Genomic DNA, 20709 nt, shown 5'->3' with positions numbered 1-20709 from the left:
GGACGTCCCTCCGGTCGGGGGGGGGGGGGGGCGGGGGGGGGGGGGGGCGGGGGGGGGGGGGGGCGCCCCCCCCCCGCGGGCCTCCCCCCCCCGGCGCGCCCCCCCCCGTCCCCCGCCGCCGCGGCCGCCCACGGCCGTGTCCGGGGGTGGAAGCCCGCCGCTCAGCGCCCGAGGGCCCGGTCCAGGTCACGCCACAGGTCCTCGACGTCCTCGAGACCCACGGACAGCCGCAGCAGGCGGTCGCTGACCCCGGACGAGCGACGGTCGTCCGCGTCGACGATGCGGTGGCTGATGGACGCCGGGTGCTGGATCAGCGTGTCCACGCTGCCCAGGCTCACCGCCGGGGTGACGAGGCGGACCCCGGCGATCACGTCGTGCGGCTCGCCGTGCACCTCGAAGGCGATCATCGCCCCGCCCAGCCGCGGGTAGTGGACACGGGCCACCCGCGGGTCGTCGGCGAGCCGGCGCGCCAGCTCGGCCGCGGTGGCGGACGCCGCACGGACCCGTACCGGAAGGGTCGACAGGCCGCGGAGCAGCAGATAGCCGGCCAGCGGGTGCAGCACGCCGCCCGTCGCGAACCGCACCTGCCGCAGCTTGCGCGCGAACTCCTCGTCACAGGCGACGACCCCGCCGAGGACGTCCCCGTGGCCGCCCAGGTACTTGGTGGCGCTGTGCAGCACGAGGCGTGCCCCGCTCTCCACCGGGCGCTGGAGCACCGGTGTGGCGAACGTGTTGTCGGCGAGCAGCGGCACCGAACCGCAGGCGTGCGCGATCGCGCGAAGGTCCAGCTCCGCGAGGTTCGGATTCGCCGGAGACTCGACCATGACCAGACCGGTGTCTGGACGTATGGCGTCCGCGATGCCCGCGGGGTCGACCCAGGTCACCTCGGAGCCGAGCAGCCCGGCGGTCAGCAGATGGTCGCTGCAGCCGTACAACGGACGGACCGCCACGACGTGCCGCAGTCCGGCGGCGTTGCGGACCAGCAGGACCGCCGTGAGCGCGGCCATGCCGCTGGCGAACGCGACGGCGCTCTCGGCGCCCTCGAGCCGGGCGAGAGCGGTCTCGAACCGGGAGACGGTCGGGTTGCCGAGGCGGGCGTAGACAGGTGGTCCGGTCAGCTCCGCGCCGTCGGTGGCGAAGGCGTCGATCCGGGCGGCCTCGCCCCGGACGTCGTACGACGGGTAGGTGGTGGACAGATCGATGGGAGGGGCGTGCAGGCCGAGCTGCGCGAGATCGTCGCGGCCGGCGTGCACGGCGTCCGTGGCGAGGGCCCGGGGTTCGTCCGGGGCCACCAGGTCGACATCGCGGTCGGCGGCAAGGTCGAGGTCCATGTCCATGCGGAGAAGATTCGGCATACGTCCGGCCCGGATCGCCGAATGACGTGTTACGTTCGGCCGATGGCTGATTCTGTCGTACTCGATCCGGTCGATCTGCAGATTCTGCGGCTCCTCCAGAACGACGCCCGGACCACCTACCGGGACCTGGCCGCTCAGGTCGGCGTCGCCGCGTCGACCTGTCTGGACCGGGTCGCCCGGCTGCGCCGGGCAGGCGTGATTCTCGGCCATCGGCTGCAGCTCGACCCGGCGAAGCTCGGGCGCGGGCTCGAGGCCCTGCTGTCGGTGCAGGTGCGGCCGCACCGGCGGGAGCTGGTCGGACCCTTCGTGGAGCGGGTCCGGGCGCTGCCCGAGGCGCGGACCGTCTACCACCTCACCGGTCCGGACGACTATCTGGTGCACGTCGCCGTGGCGGACGCCGCCGATCTGCAGCGACTCGTCCTCGACGAGTTCACCTCCCGCCGCGAGGTCGCCCGGGTCGAGACCCGGCTGATATTCCAGCAGTGGGAGTGCGGACCGCTGCTGCCTCCGACGCGGAACATGGCGGGCGTCTGACCACGGGCCGGGCCACCGTGCCGATCGAGCCGTATTGATCAACGGGGCGCCCGATCCTGCTGACGCGGCCCCTCCCCGCGTACGAGGATGGCCCCATGTCAGACACGAAGAGCCCGTTGCCCCGTGACGTCGCCGACGCCTACGTCGACGACCTCGTCGCCCTCGATCCGGTCCTCGGCTCCTACCTCGGTGTGAAGGAGAGCTCCGGCAAACTGCCCGACCACTCACCCGCGGGCCAGGAGGCACGCGCGGAGCTCGCCCGGCTGACCCTCGCCCGGCTCGACGAGGCTGAGCGCGCGCCGGGCGCGGACGCGGACATCGAACGCCGCTGCGGCCGTCTGCTGCGCGAGCGGCTCACCGCGGAACTCGCCGTCCACGAGTCCGACGAGGGCCTGCGCGCGGTCGGCAACATGAGTTCGCCGGCGCACTCGGTCCGTGAGGTGTTCACGATCTCCCCGACCGAGACGGAGGAGGACTGGTCGGCGATAGCGCAGCGACTGCGAGCCGTGCCCGAGGCCCTCGACGGTTACCGGGAGTCGCTGGCGCTCGGGCTGGAGCGGAAGCTGTACGCGGGGCCGCGCCCCACGGCCACCTTCATCGAGCAGCTTTCGGAGTGGGCGGACCCGGACGGCACGGGCCGCGGCTGGTTCGAGGACTTCGCGTCGGCCGGCCCCGATTCGCTCCGCGCGGACCTGGATGCCGCGGCGCGTTCGGCGACCGCGGCGGTCGTCGAACTGCGCGACTGGATGCGGGACGTGTACGCCCCGACGATCGAGGGCTCCCCGAACACGGTGGGCCGTGAGCGGTACGCCCGTATGTCCCGTTACTTCAACGGCACGGACCTCGATCTCGACGAGGCGTACGCGTACGGCTGGTCCGAGTACCACCGCCTGCTGGGCGAGATGCGGACCGAGGCGGCGAAGATCCTTCCCGGCGCGGCCACCCCGTGGGAGGCGCTCGCGCACCTCGACGAGCACGGCACGCACATCGAGGGCGTCGACGAGGTGCGCGTCTGGCTGCAGGGCCTCATGGACGAGGCGATCGACGCACTGGACGGCACGCACTTCGACCTGGCCGAGCGGGTGCGCAGGGTGGAGGCCCGCATCGCCCCGCCGGGCGGCGCCGCGGCCCCGTACTACACGGCCCCGTCGGAGGACTTCTCGCGCCCGGGCCGCACCTGGCTGCCGACCATGGGCCAGACCCGCTTCCCGGTCTACGACCTGGTGTCCACCTGGTACCACGAGGGCGTGCCCGGCCACCATCTCCAGCTGGCGCAGTGGACGCACGTCGCCGAGAACCTCTCCCGCTACCAGGCGAGCATCGGCGGCGTGAGCGCCAACGTGGAGGGCTGGGCCCTCTACGCGGAGCGCCTCATGGACGAGCTGGGCTTCCTCACCGACCCGGAGCGCCGGCTCGGCTACCTCGATGCGCAGATGATGCGCGCCGCGCGGGTCATCGTCGACATCGGCATGCACCTGGAACTGGAGATCCCTGCCGACTCGCCGTTCCACCCCGGGGAGCGCTGGACCCCCGAACTCGCACAGGAGTTCTTCGCCGCACACAGCAGCCGCCCCGCCGACTTCGTGGAGAGCGAGCTGACCCGCTACCTCAGCATCCCCGGCCAGGCCATCGGCTACAAGCTCGGTGAACGCGCCTGGCTCCTGGGCCGCGAGAACGCCCGCAAGCGCCATGGCGCCGACTTCGACGCCAAGGCCTGGCACATGGCGGCACTGTCCCAGGGATCCCTGGGGCTGGACGACCTGGTCGACGAACTGTCCAACCTGTAAGCGTCCACCGGAATCGACCCGGCAGGCCCTCGCCCACCCTCACCACGGGCGGGGGCCTGCCACCTGCGGACAAGCCGTTCGGACGGATGCGCTCCGCGGGTGCCGGGGCGGTGCGCGACGACGGCCGGCCGACGCCACTGCGACGGCCCGGGCTCCCGGCGCGCGCCTCCGGGCCGGACCTCCTCGCGCGTCCGTGCTCCGCGAAGCGGGGGTTCAGCACCCGCAGTCGTCCCCGTCCGTCGGTGCCGTCAGGGGGTCGGCGGGCCTGCGGGCCGGACCCTCCCAGGTCTCGTGGGCGAAGCCCTCACGGACCCAGTACTCGAAGCCGCCGAGCATCTCCTTGACCTGGTAGCCGAGTTGGGCGAGGGCGAGGGCGGCGCGGGTCGCGCCGTTGCAGCCCGGGCCCCAGCAGTAGGTGACGACCGGGACGGCCTTGTCGAGCAGCTGCTCGGCCTGCTCCGCGATGAGCGCGGTCGGCAGGTGGACCGCACCGGGCACGTGCCCCTGGTCCCACGACGCGGTGGAACGCGAATCGACGACGACGAACCCCGGGTCGCCGTCGGCTGCCAGTGCGGCGGCGACATCGGACACATCGGCATGGAAGATCAGGCTCGCCCCGAAGTACGCGACGGCGGTGGCCGGGGAGGCCGGCGGGACCCGCAGGACGGGGTTGCCGACGGTCGACTCGGCGGCGGCAGGCACCGGGGTGGTCACGGTCCGCACCTCGGTGGCAGGCACGGGAGTGGTCACGGTCCGCACCTCGGGCGATGCCGGAGTGGGGCCGGGGGCCCGGCAGTGGTGGCGGCTGCGGTCATGGTGTCGGCCCTTCTCGGTCTCACCGTCTCGGCCGGCTGCACGAGCCGCCCGACTTCCTGACCGAAAATCTACGAATCGTGACCGTTTCCCTGAAGGAAGATTCCACGGCACCCCCCTTGTTGGGCCGGTGATTCCCCTGGTATTCCTCGGGGATGACCACGTATTCCCCGGACGCCACGGACTGGCGCATCCTCGAGGTCCTCCAGCGCGACGGCCGGGCGAGTTACACGGAGCTGGCCCGGGCCGTCTCCATGTCCGCGAGTGCCGTGACGGAGCGGGTGCGGCGCCTCGAGGAGGCCGGAGTGATCCAGGGGTACGCCGCGGTCGTGGACCCCGACCGGCTGGGTCTGCCGATCCTGGCGTTCGTGCGCCTGCGCTATCCGAACGGCAACTACAAGCCGTTCCACGACCTGGTCGCGGTGACGCCCGAGATCCTCGAGGCGCACCACGTCACGGGCGACGACTGCTTCGTGATCAAGGTCGCGGCCCGGTCGATGAGCCACCTCGAAGAGGTATCGGGCAGGATCGGCGCCCTCGGCTCGGTGACCACGAGCGTCGTGTACTCGTCGCCCCTCCCCCGGCGCCCGATCGGCCGCTGACCCGCCGCAGCCGCCCGGCGCCGCCCCGTACACCCCGGCTCATCCGCGCTGCCGCACCGTCGACCCCGCCCGCCCCTTCACCACCTCGAGCTGGGCGTGGACACGGCGTCGCAGGTCGGCGACATGGCTGACGATGCCGACGCTGCGGTCGCGTTCACGCAGCGCGTCGAGCACGTCCAGCACCTCGTCGAGCGTCTGGTCGTCGAGGCTGCCGAAGCCCTCGTCGATGAAGAGCGTGTCGAGGCGCACCCCACCCGCCTCGTCCGTGACGACGTCGGCGAGACCGAGCGCGAGAGCGAGGGACGCGAAGAACGTCTCGCCGCCGGACAGCGTCGCCGTGTCCCGCTCGCGCCCCGTCCAGGCGTCCACGACGTGCAGACCCAGCCCCGAACGACCGCGCCCGGTGCGGTCGTCGGAGTGCACCAGCGTGTAGCGCCCGGAGGACATCCGCAGCAGGCGCGCCGTGGCGGCCGCGGCCACCTGCTCGAGACGGGCGGCCAGGACGTACGACTCCAGCCGCATCTTGCGTTCGTTGTCGGCCGAGGTGCCCGCGGCGACCGAGGCCATACGGGCCACGCGGTCGTGTTCCGCGCGCAGCGGCGCCAGGCGGCGCGCAGCCGCCGTGGCCCGCGCGGAGAGCCGGCCCAGCTCGGCGCAGCGCCGCTCGGCCGCGTCACGCACGGAGGCCGCACGGCGCAGCCGCCGGTCGGCGGTGTCCGCCGCCCGGCGGGCCGCGTCGACGTCTGCGGGCGGCTGCGCGGCCGCCTCCGCCGTGTCGGCCTCGGCGAGTACGCCCCGTACGGCGGCCTCCTCGGTCTGCCAGGCGTCGAGCCGGCGCTGGAGTTCCCGGTGACCCGTGTCGTCGACGAGGGCGGCGGCCGCCTCGTCCGGGGTGTCGAACCCCGCACGGAAGGCGGCGTCGGCGAGCCGTGCGTCGGCCTCCTTCAGCCGCTGTGCGGCCTCGCCGACCCGGCGTACCGCTTCGGCCGCCCGGGAGAGCTGTTCGGTCCGCTGCTCCAGATGTCCGGCGCGTACGGCGACGCTGTCCGCGCCACCCTGTGCTCTGGTCAGTTCGCCTTCGAGCACGGTCCTTTCCCTGTCCAGCTGGTCGCGCCGCGAGACGCGGGCAGCGGCCCGCCGGGACGCCTCCTGCTGCTCCGTGAGCCTGCGGGCGTGCTCCCCCTCGGCCTGGGCGAGGGCCTCGCGCGCGGCGTGCAGCCCGGATGCGAGGTCACGCGCCTCGGCGTGCCGCCGACGCAGTTCCCCGGCCTCCTCGGCGAGTCGGGCCGCCGGCTGTTCGCCCGCGGCGGCCGTCGCCGCGGCCAGACCCTCCCGTACGACGCCGAGGTCCCGCTCGGCCGTGGCGCGCTCCGCGTCGGCACGGCGGTGCGCGGCGAGCGCGGCCTCCTCGGTCCGGCGGTCGACGTGCCCCTCGCTGCGGGGCGCGGGGCGTGGATGTTCGGTGGCACCGCACACGGCGCACGGCTCGCCGTCGGTGAGGTTCTCGGCGAGTTCGGCGGCGATGTTCTGCAGCCGCCGCTCCTTGAGGGCGAGCCAGTGCTCATGGGCGCGCGACGCCTGTTCGCGGGCGGCCAGGGCCCGTTCGTGCGCACGGTCGGCCTCCTCCGACAGCCGGTCGCGGCGGCGGGCGGCGTCCAGGCGCGCCTGGGCGGGTTCGAGCTGTCCGGCGAGGTGTTCGGCGTGGGTCGCCGCCTCCTGCGCCGTGTCGATGCGCTCCTGAAGTGCGGTCCGTGCGGCCTCCCAGCCGTCGAGCCAGGCCGCGGCGTCCTGGAGCTGCTCGTCGTCGGCGCGCTCCTGCCGGTCCAAGGTGTCGCGCTCGTCGGCGAGTTCGCCGAGCCGGCGTTCGGCGCGGCGCGCGGATTCGAGACCGCCCAGTTCCTCGGCGGCCTTGCGCGCGGCGGCCGCGAGGCCCGCCGCTCCTGCGTCGCGGTAGGCGTCCGGCAGCACGGCACGCGCGCGTGTCTCCTGGTCGGCGGCCCTGCGGTGCTCCGCATCGGCGGCATCCCGCAGACCGAGGGCGGGGGCGACGGTGTCGGCCTTGCGGGCACGCGCCATCCGCTCCTGGGTACGCCGGTGGTCGTCCGCGCGCGCGTGCAGGCGTGTGGCACGCTCCTGGGCCTCGGCGAACCTGTTTTGAAGCCGCCGCAGTTCGGTGGCCCCGGTCAGCTCCCGCTGCGCCGCGGCCTGCACCGACTCGGCGGCCGTCAGGGCGATGCGGGCGATGTCGAGCCCTTCACGGGCATCGCTGCGGGCCACGGCTGCCCAGGTCAGGACGGACGCCGCGAGGCCCGGGTCACCGGGCGCGGCATCGGGCAGGGCCGGCTCGACGCTGTCGCCCGCCGCCTGCTGCATACGGTGCGCGTCGGCCAGCAGCTCGGCGTCGGCCGCGCGCACGGCGCTCTCTCCCTTGCGGCGCCGGTCGGCGAGATGCTGTTCGACGGCGGCGAAGCGGCGGGTGTCGAAGAGCCTTCCGAGGAGCTTGCCCCGGGCCTCGGCGTCGGCCCGCAGGAAGCGGGCGAAGTCGCCCTGCGGCAGCAGCACGACCTGGCAGAACTGCTCCTTGCTCATCCCGAGCAGTTGGGTGATCTCCTCGCCGATCTCCTGATGGGACCGGCTGAGGTCCTTCCAGGTGGCCGCGGTGGCGTCGTACTCGCGCAGGGCGCTCTGCGCCTTCTCCGTGGTGGTGCCCGCGCCCCGCTTCTTGGGACGCTCCCACGGCGGCTGCCGGGTGAGTTCGAGGCGGCGTCCGGCGACGGTGAACTCCAGGGACACCTCGGTACGCGTCGCCGGGTCGGCGTGGTCGCTGCGCAGAGTGGCTCCCTGGCCGCTCTGCCGGGCGCCCGGCACCGAGCCGTAGAGCGCGTAGCAGACGGCGTCGAGGACCGAGGTCTTCCCGGCGCCGGTGGGACCGTGCAGCAGGAAGAGTCCGGCACCGGAGAGCGCGTCGAAGTCGACATCCTGGCGGCCGCCGAACGGCCCGAACGCGCACAGGCCCAGCCGGTGCAGCCTCACCGTGCCACCTCGCGCTCCACGTCGTCGACACGGACGGCGTCGACGGCCTCCCGCAGCACCGCCCGCTCGTCGTCGTCGGGTCCGGCACCGCGGACATGGGCCACGAAGTCCTCCACGATCTGCTGGTCGTCGCGCCCCTTGAGCCGCTGTGCGTACGACACGTCCGGATCGTCGGGGGCACGCTCCGGGTCGAAGACGAGGCTGAGGGTGTGCGGGAAGCGGGTACTGATCCGGGCCATGGCGTCGGCCGGTCGCACCGGGTCGGTGAGGGTGGCCTCGATCCACGCCTCCTCGTGACGGGTGAGCCGCGGGTCCTCGAGCAGGTCGTCGATGTGCCCTCGCAGACGGGCGAGCGGGCGGGGCACGGGGCAGTCGATCCGCTCGGCGTCGATCTCCCCGTGGGGGCCCAGGTCGATCAGCCACATGCTCTTGCGGTGGTCGGTCTCCGAGAAGGAGTACGCGAGCGGGGAGCCCGAGTAGCGCACCCGCTCGGTGATGGTCTGGCTGCCGTGCAGATGACCGAGCGCGGCGTAGTGGGCGCCGTCGAAGACGCCCGCGGGCACGGCGGAGACGCCGCCGACGGTGATGTCCCGCTCACTGTCGCTGGCCTCGCCGCCGGCGACGAAGGCGTGCGCGAGGACGACGCAGCGGGTGCCTTCGGGGCGGGCCGCGAGGTCGGCGCGCACCCGGTCCATCGCGGCGCCGAGCACGGCCTCGTGCCCGGGCTTGTCGACCGCGAACTCGTCCTTGACCAGGGCAGGTTCGAGGTACGGCAGTCCGTAGAACGCCACGTCGCCGTGGTCGTCGGCGAGAACGACGGGCGTGCCGCACGCGGCGGCCTCCGTCCGCAGGTGGACACCGGCGCGGCCGATGAGCCCGGCGCCGACGCCGAGGCGGCGGGCCGAGTCGTGGTTCCCGGAGATCATGACGGTCGGCACGCCGAGGTCGGCGAGGTGGTGCAGGGTGCCGTCGAAGAGCTCCACCGCGGCGAGCGGCGGCACCGCCCGGTCGTACACATCCCCGGACACCAGCACGGCGTCCACGTCGCGCTCACGCACCGTCGCGACCAGGTGAGCGACGAACTCGGCCTGGGCGTCGAGCATGTTCACGCGGTGGAACGCGCGGCCCAGATGCCAGTCGGATGTGTGCAGCAGCCTCATGATTCCCGAGCCTAACGGGCGGGTCGGACATCACGGGCGGCTCCTCGTGCATCGGGACCGCGCTGCCCTCGCACCGGGGACCGCGCTCCGGGTGCGCCGGGCAGGGCATCAAGTGCCGTGCACCGCAAGCCGCGACCTCATCGGTGACCCACGTCACGCACGCCGAGCATCCGCGGACCCCATGGAACAGCGACGCATATCGGGACACTTGACCGCATATCGGTGCTCATCCGCATCTCCGTCACCTCTCCGTGGCCGCGTCCCCGTACGCCTCCCCGCCCAGTTCGAAGGTGGCCGTGCCCGCCGTGGAGTCGGCGAGCCATGCCGTGAAAGCCGCCACGTCCGCGTCGGGCAGCCCGATCTCCAGCGTGACGTGCTCGCCGTACCGCACGTCACGCACCTCCCGGCCGGTGGCGCGCAGGTCGTTCTGGAGTCTGCCCGCACGCTGGTGGTCGACGGTGACCGTGGCGAGCCGGAAGCGGCGCCGCGTCAGGGTCCCCAGGGTGTCGAGCGCCTCACCGACGGCGCCTCCGTAGGCCCTGATGAGTCCGCCCGCACCGAGCTTGACCCCGCCGTAGTAGCGGGTGACCACGGCGACGACGTACCGCATGTCGCGGCGCAGCAGCATCTGGAGCATCGGCACGCCCGCGGTGCCGCCGGGTTCGCCGTCGTCGGCGGCCTTCTGGACGGCGGCGTCCGCGCCGATCACATAGGCGTAGCAGTTGTGCGTGGCGTCGGCGTGCTCCTTGCGCACGCGCGCGATGAAGCCCTGCGCCTCCTGCTCCGTGGCGGCGGGGGCGAGCGCGCACAGGAAGCGCGAGCGGTTGATCTCGGTCTCGTGCACACCCTCGCGGGCCACCGTGCGGTACTCGTCCTGCATCCCGCCAGCGTATGCGTACGGCGCAGCGGTCCTCGACCTGCCGTCGGCTCCGGGGAATCCCCCGAGGGCGTCGTTCGTTGGCGGATGCAGGCAACAGGCGAACCGCAAGGAGGCAGTGCGTGGACAGCGAGACGGAGACCGTGCGCAGGATTCTCACGGAGCTGGGCGACACCTGGGCCGTCGTGGGGCTGTCCTCGAACCGGAGCCGGGCGGCGTACGGCGTCGCGGAGGTCCTGCAGCGATTCGGCAAGCGGATCGTCCCGGTGCACCCGAAGGCCGAGACGGTGCACGGTGAGAAGGGCTATCCGTCGCTGTCGGCGATCCCCTTCGAGGTGGATGTCGTGGACGTCTTCGTGAACAGCTCGCTGGCCGGCCCCGTGGCCGACGAGGCGGCGGCGATCGGCGCGAGGGGCGTCTGGTTCCAGCTCGGGGTGATCGACCACGAGGCCCGAGCGCGCGCCCACGCGGCGGGCCTGGAGATGGTCATGGACCGCTGCCCGGCGATCGAGATCCCCGCCCTGCGCCGGTCGGACGCCTAGCACCGGGGGCCGACCCGGCCGATACACGTCGTAAGCCGCATCCGGGGACGGATGCGGCTTACGGATGCGGCTGCGGACAAAACAGTCCCCGGTAGTCACCTTCGACATCATGAGCCTCAGTCGTCGCTGATGGCTCCGTGTCCGACGTGGACTGCCGGGGGCCTAGCCAGAGCCGAGAAAAGGGTCTCGAGGGTCGACAGACGTCTCAGTCGACGGTACGGGCTCTCTCCGGTTTTCCGGTGTAATGACCAGTTTCCTCCATATTTGCCGCTAGTCAAGACCCATGCACCCCTGGTCAGAACGAACTGGTCAGCGCCGCACCCGGAACAGCCGGACGAAGGGGCCCTGTCAGAACGAAGGGGAGAGACCCAGGCCGTCCAGGACGACCGCTCCGGAAAGCTCCGCGAGGGCCTTCCCGGGGACGAGGAGCTTGCCGCGGCGGGCGCCGCTGCCGACCAGGGCGTACGAGAGGTCGACGACGGCCGAGTCGACGAGGAGCGGCCAGCCGTCGGGCAGCCCGATCGGCGTGATGCCGCCGTACTCCATGCCCGTCTCGCCCGTCGCGGTGTCCATCGGGGCGAAGGAGGCCTTGCGCACCCCCAGGTGTCGGCGGACGATTCCGTTGACGTCGACACGGGTGGCCGACGGCACCAGACAGGCGGCGAGCGTGGTCTCGCCGGCCCGCTTGCCCGCCACCACCACGCAGTTCGCCGAATGCCCCATCAGCTCGGCGCCGTAGTGCTCGACGAAGGTCGCGGTGTCGGCCCACTCGGGCTCGGTGTCGACGTAGATCAGCTGCTCGGCGGGGACGCTGCCGCGCCATCGACGCACGGCGTCGGCCACCGGGGCGACCAGCCGGTCGAGGCAGTCGGGGGCGGGCCTGGCGTCGTCGAAGCGTCCGATGGGTGCACGCATGGCGGCACGCTAACAGCCGCGCGGGCCAAGGAGGTCCCGCATGTCAGGGGGCCGGCGGAACGGCCACCGCCATAGTCATCTCCATGGGCTCCGCACCGTCGTTGCGGTAGGTGTGCGGGACGTTGGACTCGAAGGTGGCCGAGGTGCCGGCCGGGACCCGGTAGGAGGTGTCGGCGACGACGAGGGTGAGCTCGCCCGCCGTCACGTGCAGCAACTCGACGGTGCCGGTCGGATGCGGATCGGAGTCGCTCCCCTCGCCCGGCATCAGCCGCCAGGACCACAGCTCCAGCGGGCCCCGCTTCTCGGTGCCCACGAGCAGCGTCGTCCGGCTGCCCGCGTCCGTCGACCACATCCGTACCGCCTGCTCCGGCGGGACGAGGCGGACCTGCGGGCCGTGTTCGAAGTCGAGCAGCGTGGTGATGCTGACGCCCAGCGCGTCGGCGAGCTTGACGGTCGTCCCGACGCTCGGGTTCGTGCGGGCCTGCTCGATCTGGATGATCATGCCGCGACTGACGCCCGCCCGGGCGGCCAGCGCGTCCAGGGTGAAGCCACGTTCACCGCGCCAGCGTTTGAGGTTGCGGGCGAGGGACTGCGTGAGCTGGTCGAGGTCCGACACATTCCGTCCAATATTCTGGATGACAGAGTTCACTGCATTGAACTATGGTGTGGTGCACCTGATGGTTCACTGCACTGTACTGCGAGGCCGCCCATGACAGCACTCTTCGCCCTGGCCACCAGCCTGATGTGGGGCCTGGCCGACTTCGGCGGCGGGCTGCTGACGCGACGCATGCCGGCTCTGACGGTTGTCGTGGCCTCCCAGAGCATCGCGGTCGTCGTGCTCGGCGCCGTCGTGACCGCGACCGGAGGGTGGCACGAGGCGGGGCCGCAGCTGTGGTTCGCCGTGGCCGCAGGCCTGGTGGGCCCGGTCGCGATGCTCGCCTTCTACAAGGCGCTCGCCCTCGGCCCGATGGGGGTGGTGTCCCCCCTCGGTTCGCTCGGCGTCGCGGTCCCCGTCGCGGTCGGCCTCGTGCTCGGCGAGCGCCCCGGCATGCTCCAGCTCGCGGGCATCCTGGTCGCCGTCGCGGGCGTCGTCCTCGCGGGCGGACCGCAGTGGCGAGGCGCCCCGGTCCAGCGGCAGGCGGTGGCGCTCACCCTGCTCGCGGCGTTCGGGTTCGGCGCGGTGATGGCCCTGATCGCGGAGGCGTCGACCACGGTCACCGGCCTGTTCCTGGCCCTGTTCGTGCAGCGCGTGACCAACGTCGTCGCGGGCGGCACGGCGCTCCTCGCCTCCCTGCGACGCGGTGCACAAGCGCTTCCCGACGGCGCCGGCCTGGACCTCATACGGCGCTCGCTTCCGGCGCTCGCCTTCGTCGGCCTCGCCGACGTCGCCGCGAACGGCACCTATGCGCTGGCCGCCCAGCGGGGGCCGATGACCGTGGCCGCCGTGCTCGCCTCGCTCTACCCGGTCGTCACGGCACTCGCCGCGCGTGGTGTCCTCAGCGAGCGCCTGCGCGGAATACAGGCAGCGGGCGCGGGACTCGCGCTGGTCGGCACGGTACTGCTCGCGACGGGCTGAGACGCCCGCCGAGGCGAGCATCACCGCTGCGGCGCCGTGTCTCCCCGCTCACCGTCCGGCACCGGGACCTCCAGCTCCGCCAGCGCCCGCAGCTGTTCCGGCGTGACACCGTCGGGGATCGGTACGGGTGCGGGGGTGCGCAGCGGCGGCTGCCACCCCGTCTCGGGCTTCCACCGCCGGACGACCCGGGCGGGGGCACCCGCCACGACCGCATGGTCGGGAACGGTTCCACGGACCACGGCGCCGGCCGCGACCACCACATTGCGGCCGATCCGGGCCCCCGGGAGGATCACCGCCCCCGTGCCGATCCAGCAGCCCGGGCCGATCTCCACCGGCTCCATACGGGGCCACTGCTTGCCGATGGGCTCATGGGGGTCGTCGTACGAGTGGTTCGTCGAGGTCACGTACACATACGGCCCGAAGTAGCAGTCGGAGCCGATGGTGACGGTCGTGTCGGCGATGACATGGCTGCCCCGGCCGAGGACGACACCGTCGCCGATGCGCAGGATCGGATCCGGCCCCAGATCGAGGTCGGGCATCAACCCGGCGGTGAGCGTGACCTGTTCGGCGATGATGCAGTGGTCCCCGAGATGGATCCAGGGCTCTCCGAAGATGGTGCCCTGCGGGAAGGCCAGTCTGGTGGCCGGGCCGAGGGAGCCGAAACGCAGCCGCCCCGGACGCTCTGCCGTGACGGCACCGGCCTGCTGCGCCCAGGCCCATGCCGCGTGCACGGCGCGCTGCGCCAGACGGCGCCGGGCGGCGTTCAGGGCGGAGAATGAGACCGGGTTCTGGCGCTTGGGCACCCGCTCACCGTACTTACTCGCCCGTACGGTCATGGCCACGGGGCGCTGTGATCTTCACCCCACCCGGTCCGCGCGGGCCGCGGTCCATCCCTTACGGTGCCGGTGGGCGCGTAGACCAAGGGCCGCGTACCGGCGGGGCCGCGGACGCGACGGCGTACACGGTGCGCGGACGCACAGAGGAACGAGGAGTCGGCAATGGCTGAACGGGCGCTGATCACAGGGGTGGGCGGCAAGGACCCGAAGGTGGACCCGGAGGCCTTCACGGCGCCCACGTCCGTGGTGGTGGGCGACGTGACGCTGCACGCCGGGGCAAGCGTCTGGTACGGCGCGGTGCTGCGCGGCGACTGCGGCCCGATCGTGCTCGGCGCCGACAGCAACATCCAGGACAACTGCACCGTCCATGTCGACCCGGGCTTCCCCGTGACGATCGGCGAGCGGGTGTCGGTGGGGCACAACGCGGTCGTGCACGGCTGCACCGTCGAGAACGACTGCCTGATCGGGATGGGTGCGACGGTGCTCAACGGCGCGGTCATCGGCGAAGGTTCCCTCGTCGCCGCGCAGGCGCTGGTGCCGCAGGGCATGCAGGTGCCCCCGGGCTCGCTCGTCGCAGGCGTGCCCGCGAAGGTGAAGCGCCGGCTGACCGACGAGGAACGCGAGGGGATCAAGCTCAACGGCGTGATGTACGTGGAACTGGCCAACGCCCACCGGACCGCGCACCAGGGCGACGAGGGCTGACGCGCCCCATACGGCAGCGGCTGGAGCCCGGAGGAAACCCTGGGCTCGGCCGCGCCGGCCGGGAGGGCGCCGGAATCAGTCGCCGGCCGGGAGGGTGCTGGGCTCGCCCGTCTCGATCCTGGCCTCGGCCTCGGCCATCGCGCTCTTCGTCTTGCGCTTGACGATCAGCATGGAGACGAGGCCGATGGCCACCGCGGCGACGAGACCGACATAGGAGAACTTCTTGAGCCAGGACTCGGCGACCACACCCACGTAGTAGATCACCGCGGTGGTGCCGCCCGCCCAGATCACTCCGCCCAGGACGTTGGCGATCAGGAACTTCCAGTACGGCATGCGCAGGACGCCCGCGAGCGGACCGGCGAAGATCCGCAGCAGTGCCACGAAGCGGCCGAAGAACACCGCCCACATGCCCCACTTCTCGAACGAGCCCTCCGCGGCCTTGATGTGCCCCTCGCTGAAGTGCTTGGGGAACTTCCGGCCGAGCCGTGCGAGCAGCGGACGACCGCCCTTGCGGCCGATGGCATAGCCGATCGAGTCACCGATGATGGCTCCGGCGCTGGCGCAGACTCCCAGGACGACCGGGTTGATGCCGCCGTGCTGGGAGGAGAGAAGGGCCGCCGAGACGAGGACGATCTCGCCCGGCAGCGGGATGCCGAGGCTCTCCAGTCCGATCACCAGGGCCACGAGGGCGTAGATACTGACGGCCGGCACGCTCTCGAGCCACTCCTGGACGTGCAAGCCGGTTCCTCCCGTGTCGATGTGCGCGGCGCACCCCGGTCACGGGCGCCCGGTCGAGCCTACCTTTTCGTCAACGCACGGAGCACGGCCGAAGTGCCCGGCCGCTGATCACGACCGGGCACGGGCACACGGACCGCCGGTTTTCGGACGGCCGGACCGGCGTGCTCCCCCGGGCGGCGCGCCTCTGCCGGTCCGGCGGAACCGGTGCAGGCGGCTCAGGCGTTGGGACGCAGAGTCCACACCACCGTCATCTCGCCGGTCACCGCGCCGTCGGCGCGCTGGATGGCGATGGCGACGGGGAACTCGGGGCGCTGTCCGGCGTCCAGCTCGGCGACGACGTCGGCGGCGGGGCGGCCGAGCGTGGCGGTCGCGGTGACCGGGCCCATGGCGAGCTTCTTGTAGGCGATCTCGGCGCTGACGGCCAGGGGCACGGCGCGCGAGAGCTGGTCCCCGAACGCGGCCAGGACGATCGCGCCGCTCGCGGACTCGCCGAGCGTGAACATCGCGCCGGCGTGCGGACCGCCCACGTGGTTGTGGTACTCGCTCTGGTCCGGCAGCGACACCACGGCCTTCTCGGGGGTGGTCTCGAGGAAGTCGAGGTTCAGGGTCCGGGCCATCGGCACCGTGGCGGCGAGCATCTCGCCGATCGACATCTGGTCAGCACTCATGACCAAGATGTTACTCACGAGTAGCCCATCCTGCCAGGGCCGGTCCGTCACGATCGCCTATCGTTACCGGCCATGTGGCCAGGACAGCCGCCAGGGGGCGGGACGAATCCGCAGGGTCAGGGGCAGGACCCCAACACTCAGGGTTCCCAGGGACAGCAGATGCCGGGCGGGCCTCCCAATCCGTACGCGCAGCCCGGGTACCACCAGCCCAATCCGTACATGGCACAGCAGATGCCGCCGGGTGCGGAGCAGACCCAGCCGCCGCAGAACGCGTGGCACGCCCCGACCGTCCCCGGCGGGGCACCCGAACCTCCCCGTCCGCGGAACCGCCGGACCGCGCTGGTCGCGATCCTGGCCGCCACGACGGTCGTGATCGCCGCGGGTGTCACCGCACTCGTCGTGCTCGGCGGCGGCAAGGACGACACGGCCGGCCCCGGCCCGACGAAGTCCCCCACCGGTCAATCGAGTTCACCGGCCGACGAGACTCCGTCTGCCGAGGACCGCGAGGAGAAGCCGACCGTGTCCGGCTGGCAGGTGGTCGTGAACCCGAAGCAGGGCATCGCTTTCGACGTCCCGCCGGACTGGTCGCTGAAGTCGACGTCCTGGACGTCCTGGGTGTCGGACAACAACAACTCCGACGACAAACCCCTCGTCGCCTTCGCCGCGCCCGCGTTCCTCAAGGAGCACTGGTGCACCTCGGACCCCGACAAGGACGGCTCGACGAGCTACACACCGCTCGGCGGCGCGGGCAGCAGGGGCAACAACGGCGCCAAGAACACACGTGACATCGCCCGCACGGACTCGGCCCTGTGGGTCTACGGCGGCTACACCCAGCCGCACAGGAACCTCGTCACGAGCGGACCCGTGCAGTCGTACACCACCAAGTCCGGCATCACGGGCAGCCTCGGCACCGCGAGCTCCCGGGGCGTCGAGAAGCACGGCAAGTGCGACTTCGACGGGAAGGCGACCACGTTCGCCTTCAAGAACGCCCAAGGCGACTTCGTCTCCTGGTCGTTCAACGGTGTCCGAGGTGTGAAGGATGAGATTCCGGACACGACGATCCGGAAGATTCTGAGCACCGTGCGTCTGTACAAGGACGATTCGGGGTCGTGAGGTGTGCTGCCCCGCGTCTCCGGTACGTACCTGACAAGGGGCAGTGACCGAAACGTTTCCCCGGCGCCACTAAGGTGACTGCCCATGTGGCCAGGACAGCAGCCGCCCGGGGGCGAGCAGAACCCGCAGGACCAGAACCAGAACCCCTACCAGCAGCCGGGGTACCAGCAACCGAACCCGTACCAGCAGCCGGGATACCAGCAGGCGAACCCGTACGCCGCCCAGCAGCCCGGGCAGCCGGGCCAGCCGGGCTGGGGTGCTCCCACCGTTCCGATGGGCGCGCCGCAGCCGCCCGGTGACAACGGCAAGAAGACCAAGATCGTCGCGATCGTCGCCGCGGCGGCCGTGGTGGTCGCCGCCGGAGTCACGGGCGTCCTGGTGCTGGGCGGCAAGAAGAGCAACACCGCCAAGGGCGGGGACGGCAAGCACAGCGCTTCACCGAAGGCCACTCCGTCCAAGGACCCGAGTTCCTCCGGAAACGACGACCCGCGCAACTCGGACGGTCCCAAGCCGACCATCCCGGGCTGGAAGGTCGTCGTGAACCCCAAGTGGGGCACCGCGTTCGACGTTCCGGCCGACTGGATGATCAAGTCGCCCGACACCTTCACCTTCGTCGAGGACACCAAGAAGGGCGGAGGGGCCGCGCTGATCGGCATGACCGCGCCCGCCTACCTCAAGGAGAAGTGGTGCACGAGCGACGACGACCATGACGGCACGCCGGACGACAAGGCACTGGCCATCGTGGGCACCAAGGGTCAGAACGGCGCCAAGAACACCGAGGACGTGGCACGCAACGACTCGGCGTGGTGGGTGTTCGGCAGCTACACCGGGCAGACCGAGAAGGAGAAGAAGCTCCTCCACATCGGCAAGCCCAAGGCCTACACCACGGCCTCCGGAGTGAAGGGCAGCGTCGCGACCACGTACTCCGCGGGCGTGAGCAAGACGGGCAAGTGCGACTCGGACGGCAAGGCGATCACGTTCGCCTTCAAGAACTCCAACGGTGACTTCGTCTCCTGGACGCTCAAGGGCGCCAAGGGGGTCAAGGAGGAGCTGTCCGACGCGACCATCATGAAGATCCTCAGCACGGTGCGTCTGGAGGGCGACCCGACCGACTGAGCCACGGCCCGGCGCCCGAAGCCGTGACGGGTCCGATCCGAGCCCCCCGCGTTTGGCACTCGGACCCGTGCCCGGCGATAGTCACTCCGTGACCACCGCCGACACCTCCGCCGAACACCCGCGCAGCCGCCCCTCGTGGGCCGGGCGCAACTACACCTTGCTGACCGCCGCCGCGGTCGTCACGAACCTGGGCAGCCAGGGTGCGTTGATCGCGGCGGCGTTCGCGGTTCTGGACACCGGCGGCGACGCCGCGGACGTGGGGCTGGTCGCGGCGGCGCGGACGCTGCCGCTGGTGCTGTTCCTGCTGATCGGCGGCGCCGTCGCCGACCGGCTGCCCCGGCACCGTGTGATGGTGGCGGCGAACGCCCTCAACTGCCTGTCACAGGCGGCCTTCGCCCTGCTCGTGCTGTGCGCCGAGCCCCGGCTGTGGCAGATGATGCTCCTGGCCGCGCTCGGCGGCACCGGGCAGGCGTTCTTCAGCCCCGCGTCCGAGGGCATGCTGATGTCGTCGGTCTCCGGCGACCAGGCCGGCCGCGCGTTCGCGCTGTACCGGATGGCCATGAACGGTGCCGGCATCGGAGGGGCGGCACTCGGCGGCGCGCTGGTCGCCGTCGTCGGCCCCGGGTGGGTGCTCGCCGTCGACGCCGGAGCCTTCGCACTGGCCGGCGCCCTGCGCACGTTCCTCGACGTGGGACACATTCCGCCGCGCGTGGCGGGTGGCGGCATGGTCGCCGATCTGCGCGAGGGATGGCGGGAGTTCACCGGGCGCGCGTGGCTGTGGTCCATCGTGGCGCAGTTCTCCGTGGTGGTCGCCGTGGTCAGCGCCGCCGATGCGGTGTTCGGCCCGCTCGTCGCGCGCGACCATCTGGGCGGACCCGGACCCTGGGGGCTCGCCCTGGGTGCGTTCGGCGCGGGCACGGTAGGCGGGGCTCTGCTCATGACCCGGTGGAAGCCGCGCCGGCTGCTGCTGGCCGGAACGCTCTGCGTCTTCCCGCTGGCGCTGCCGTCCGCGGCCCTCGCCGTGCCGCTCCCGGTCTCGGCACTGATCGTCGTGATGTTCGTCAGCGGCGCCGCCATCGAGGTGTTCGGCGTCTCGTGGATCACCACGATGCACCAGGAGATACCGGAGGAGAAGTTCTCCCGGGTCTCCGCCTACGACTGGCTGGGCTCGATCGGCATGGTCCCGCTGGCCACCGCCCTCGCGGGCCCGGCCGAGGAGACGTTCGGACGGCCGGCCTCGCTGTGGGGCTGCGCCGCGCTCATCGTCCTGGTGACCGCCGCGGTCCTCTTCGTACCGGACGTGCGGAACCTGACGCGGCGTACGAGGGAGGTCGCGTCATCGGACGCGGGCCTGCCGACGGGCCCGGAGGACGACGGCACGGCCCCCACGGAGCCGGCCGCCCCGGCGGGACCCGTCAGCCCACGCTGAACGCCCCGTCCGGTGGCTCCGGGGACGGGGTCGCGTCCTCGTCGTGCACGGGGGTGGCGTCGCCGATGAGGCGGCGCAGGGCGTCGCCGTGCTCCACGCGGGCGGCGAAGGCGTCGGCCGCCGTGCGGCGTGCCAGAGCCGCGATGTCCAGGGGGCGGTGCGAGGCGAGGAGCACGGCGTTGCCGAAGCGTCGGCCGCGCAGCACGGAGGGCTCGGCGACGAGGGCGATCTCGTCGAAGACCGCTGCGAACGTGGCGAGTTGGGACCGCAGAAATGTGAAGGGCGCGCCGTCGGCGAGGTTCGCCGCATAGACGCCGTCGGGCCGCAGTGCGCGCTCGGCGGCCTGTGCGTAGGTGAGCGAGGTGAGGTGCGCCGGGACACGGGAGCCGCCGAAGACATCGGCGACCAGCACGTCGGCCGAGTCCGGGCCGGCGGCCTCCAGCCAGGCGCGGGCGTCCCCGGCGTGCACGGTGATGCCGGAGCCGGCGGGCAGCGGGAGCTGCTCGGTGACGAGTGCCAGCAGCCCGTGGTCGAACTCGACGACGTCCTGTCGTGAACCGGGACGGGTCGCCGCGACGTACCGGGGCAGGGTCAGCGCGCCGCCGCCCAGGTGCAGCACGTCCAGCGGAAGGCCGGGCTCGGCCACCGTCTCCAGGACGTGGCCGAGCCGTTGGACGTACTCGAATTCGAGGTGGGCCGGATCGTCGAGATCGACGTAGGACTGGGGAGCCCCGTCCACGGTGAGCAGCCAGGCACGCGCCCGGTCCACGTCGGGCAGCAGCTTGGCGGTGCCGTGGTCCACATCGCGGATCACGGGGAGCGACTCGTTCACCGCACCATTGTGCCGTCCGCCTCCCACAGGCCGCGTGGGAGGCGTCACCGCGCCCGGGAGCGACGCCCGCAGGAGACGAGG

At 72.4% G+C, this 20709-nt stretch carries 20 protein-coding genes; 9 read left to right on the top strand and 11 right to left on the bottom strand.

Annotated features, from left to right (window positions below; genetic code table 11):
* Nucleotides 1-161: 161 nt before the first annotated feature.
* The gene (locus ACWCP6_RS20670) at nt 162-1331 is read right to left on the bottom strand and encodes a trans-sulfuration enzyme family protein (RefSeq protein WP_450934080.1); all 1170 of its coding nucleotides are present in this window, start codon (nt 1329-1331) and stop codon (nt 162-164) included.
* Nucleotides 1332-1397: 66 nt separating this feature from the next.
* Between ACWCP6_RS20670 and ACWCP6_RS20665 the strand changes: the two genes are divergently transcribed.
* Both ACWCP6_RS20665 and ACWCP6_RS20660 read left to right on the top strand, forming a co-directional pair.
* Nucleotides 1398-1889, top strand: coding sequence for an Lrp/AsnC family transcriptional regulator (locus ACWCP6_RS20665; protein ID WP_450933918.1), 492 nt, complete (start codon nt 1398-1400; stop codon nt 1887-1889).
* 95 nt (nt 1890-1984) lie between these two features.
* Complete coding sequence (locus ACWCP6_RS20660) at nt 1985-3676, top strand: DUF885 domain-containing protein (protein WP_450933917.1); 1692 nt, start codon at nt 1985-1987, stop codon at nt 3674-3676.
* Nucleotides 3677-3889: 213 nt separating this feature from the next.
* Here ACWCP6_RS20660 and ACWCP6_RS20655 read toward each other — a convergent pair whose 3' ends face one another.
* Nucleotides 3890-4378: a rhodanese-like domain-containing protein gene (locus ACWCP6_RS20655; protein ID WP_450934079.1), complete on the bottom strand. Its 489-nt coding sequence runs from the start codon at nt 4376-4378 to the stop codon at nt 3890-3892.
* A gap of 266 nt (nt 4379-4644) precedes the next feature.
* On the opposite strand from ACWCP6_RS20655, the gene ACWCP6_RS20650 reads away from it, so the two are divergent.
* Nucleotides 4645-5091: an Lrp/AsnC family transcriptional regulator gene (locus ACWCP6_RS20650; protein ID WP_450933916.1), complete on the top strand. Its 447-nt coding sequence runs from the start codon at nt 4645-4647 to the stop codon at nt 5089-5091.
* 39 nt (nt 5092-5130) lie between these two features.
* Here ACWCP6_RS20650 and ACWCP6_RS20645 read toward each other — a convergent pair whose 3' ends face one another.
* From ACWCP6_RS20645 to ACWCP6_RS20635, 3 genes are all read right to left on the bottom strand, one after another.
* On the bottom strand, nt 5131-8124 hold the full coding sequence (locus ACWCP6_RS20645; protein WP_450933915.1) for an AAA family ATPase: 2994 nt from the start codon (nt 8122-8124) through the stop codon (nt 5131-5133).
* Nucleotides 8121-9284 carry an exonuclease SbcCD subunit D gene (locus ACWCP6_RS20640; RefSeq protein ID WP_450933914.1) on the bottom strand — a complete coding sequence of 388 codons (1164 nt, stop codon included), beginning with the start codon at nt 9282-9284 and terminating at the stop codon, nt 8121-8123. Before ACWCP6_RS20640 ends, ACWCP6_RS20645 begins: the two co-directional genes overlap by 4 nt.
* Before the next feature lie 241 nt (nt 9285-9525).
* Complete coding sequence (locus ACWCP6_RS20635; protein ID WP_450933913.1) at nt 9526-10164, bottom strand: YigZ family protein; 639 nt, start codon at nt 10162-10164, stop codon at nt 9526-9528.
* A gap of 119 nt (nt 10165-10283) precedes the next feature.
* Between ACWCP6_RS20635 and ACWCP6_RS20630 the strand changes: the two genes are divergently transcribed.
* Nucleotides 10284-10703: a CoA-binding protein gene (locus ACWCP6_RS20630; protein WP_450933912.1), complete on the top strand. Its 420-nt coding sequence runs from the start codon at nt 10284-10286 to the stop codon at nt 10701-10703.
* Nucleotides 10704-11051: 348 nt separating this feature from the next.
* On the opposite strand, the gene ACWCP6_RS20625 is transcribed toward ACWCP6_RS20630, so the two are convergent.
* Both ACWCP6_RS20625 and ACWCP6_RS20620 read right to left on the bottom strand, forming a co-directional pair.
* Nucleotides 11052-11618: a YbaK/EbsC family protein gene (locus ACWCP6_RS20625; RefSeq protein ID WP_450933911.1), complete on the bottom strand. Its 567-nt coding sequence runs from the start codon at nt 11616-11618 to the stop codon at nt 11052-11054.
* Between the two features lie 43 nt (nt 11619-11661).
* Complete coding sequence (locus tag ACWCP6_RS20620) at nt 11662-12234, bottom strand: helix-turn-helix domain-containing protein (RefSeq protein ID WP_450933910.1); 573 nt, start codon at nt 12232-12234, stop codon at nt 11662-11664.
* Between the two features lie 93 nt (nt 12235-12327).
* Here ACWCP6_RS20620 and ACWCP6_RS20615 point away from each other — a divergent pair, with 93 nt between their 5' ends.
* Nucleotides 12328-13194: an EamA family transporter gene (locus ACWCP6_RS20615; RefSeq protein ID WP_450933909.1), complete on the top strand. Its 867-nt coding sequence runs from the start codon at nt 12328-12330 to the stop codon at nt 13192-13194.
* 20 nt (nt 13195-13214) lie between these two features.
* Here the strand turns inward: ACWCP6_RS20615 and ACWCP6_RS20610 are convergent, their stop codons facing one another.
* Nucleotides 13215-13997 (bottom strand): acyltransferase, encoded by a 783-nt coding sequence (locus tag ACWCP6_RS20610; protein ID WP_450933908.1) that lies wholly within the window; start codon nt 13995-13997, stop codon nt 13215-13217.
* A 195-nt stretch (nt 13998-14192) separates the two neighbouring features.
* Here ACWCP6_RS20610 and ACWCP6_RS20605 point away from each other — a divergent pair, with 195 nt between their 5' ends.
* Nucleotides 14193-14732: a gamma carbonic anhydrase family protein gene (locus tag ACWCP6_RS20605; protein WP_450933907.1), complete on the top strand. Its 540-nt coding sequence runs from the start codon at nt 14193-14195 to the stop codon at nt 14730-14732.
* Nucleotides 14733-14807: 75 nt separating this feature from the next.
* Here ACWCP6_RS20605 and ACWCP6_RS20600 read toward each other — a convergent pair whose 3' ends face one another.
* Nucleotides 14808-15470, bottom strand: a complete 663-nt coding sequence (locus ACWCP6_RS20600; protein ID WP_450933906.1) for a DedA family protein — start codon at nt 15468-15470, stop codon at nt 14808-14810.
* A gap of 215 nt (nt 15471-15685) precedes the next feature.
* On the bottom strand, nt 15686-16138 hold the full coding sequence (locus ACWCP6_RS20595; RefSeq protein WP_450933905.1) for a DUF4442 domain-containing protein: 453 nt from the start codon (nt 16136-16138) through the stop codon (nt 15686-15688).
* Nucleotides 16139-16210: 72 nt separating this feature from the next.
* Here ACWCP6_RS20595 and ACWCP6_RS20590 point away from each other — a divergent pair, with 72 nt between their 5' ends.
* The 3 genes from ACWCP6_RS20590 to ACWCP6_RS20580 all read left to right on the top strand — a co-directional run bounded on the left by ACWCP6_RS20590 (nt 16211) and on the right by ACWCP6_RS20580 (nt 19796).
* Nucleotides 16211-17251 (top strand): hypothetical protein, encoded by a 1041-nt coding sequence (locus ACWCP6_RS20590; RefSeq protein ID WP_450933904.1) that lies wholly within the window; start codon nt 16211-16213, stop codon nt 17249-17251.
* A gap of 84 nt (nt 17252-17335) precedes the next feature.
* On the top strand, nt 17336-18367 hold the full coding sequence (locus tag ACWCP6_RS20585; protein ID WP_450933903.1) for a hypothetical protein: 1032 nt from the start codon (nt 17336-17338) through the stop codon (nt 18365-18367).
* 88 nt (nt 18368-18455) lie between these two features.
* The gene (locus tag ACWCP6_RS20580; protein ID WP_450933902.1) at nt 18456-19796 is read left to right on the top strand and encodes an MFS transporter; all 1341 of its coding nucleotides are present in this window, start codon (nt 18456-18458) and stop codon (nt 19794-19796) included.
* Here the strand turns inward: ACWCP6_RS20580 and ACWCP6_RS20575 are convergent.
* Nucleotides 19783-20628: a spermidine synthase gene (locus ACWCP6_RS20575; RefSeq protein ID WP_450933901.1), complete on the bottom strand. Its 846-nt coding sequence runs from the start codon at nt 20626-20628 to the stop codon at nt 19783-19785. The genes ACWCP6_RS20580 and ACWCP6_RS20575 overlap by 14 nt on opposite strands.
* Between the last annotated feature and the right edge of the window lie 81 nt (nt 20629-20709).

It is taken from the genome of Streptomyces sp. NPDC002004 (assembly GCF_053593975.1).
This window is presented reverse-complemented; position numbering and strand designations above follow the sequence as displayed.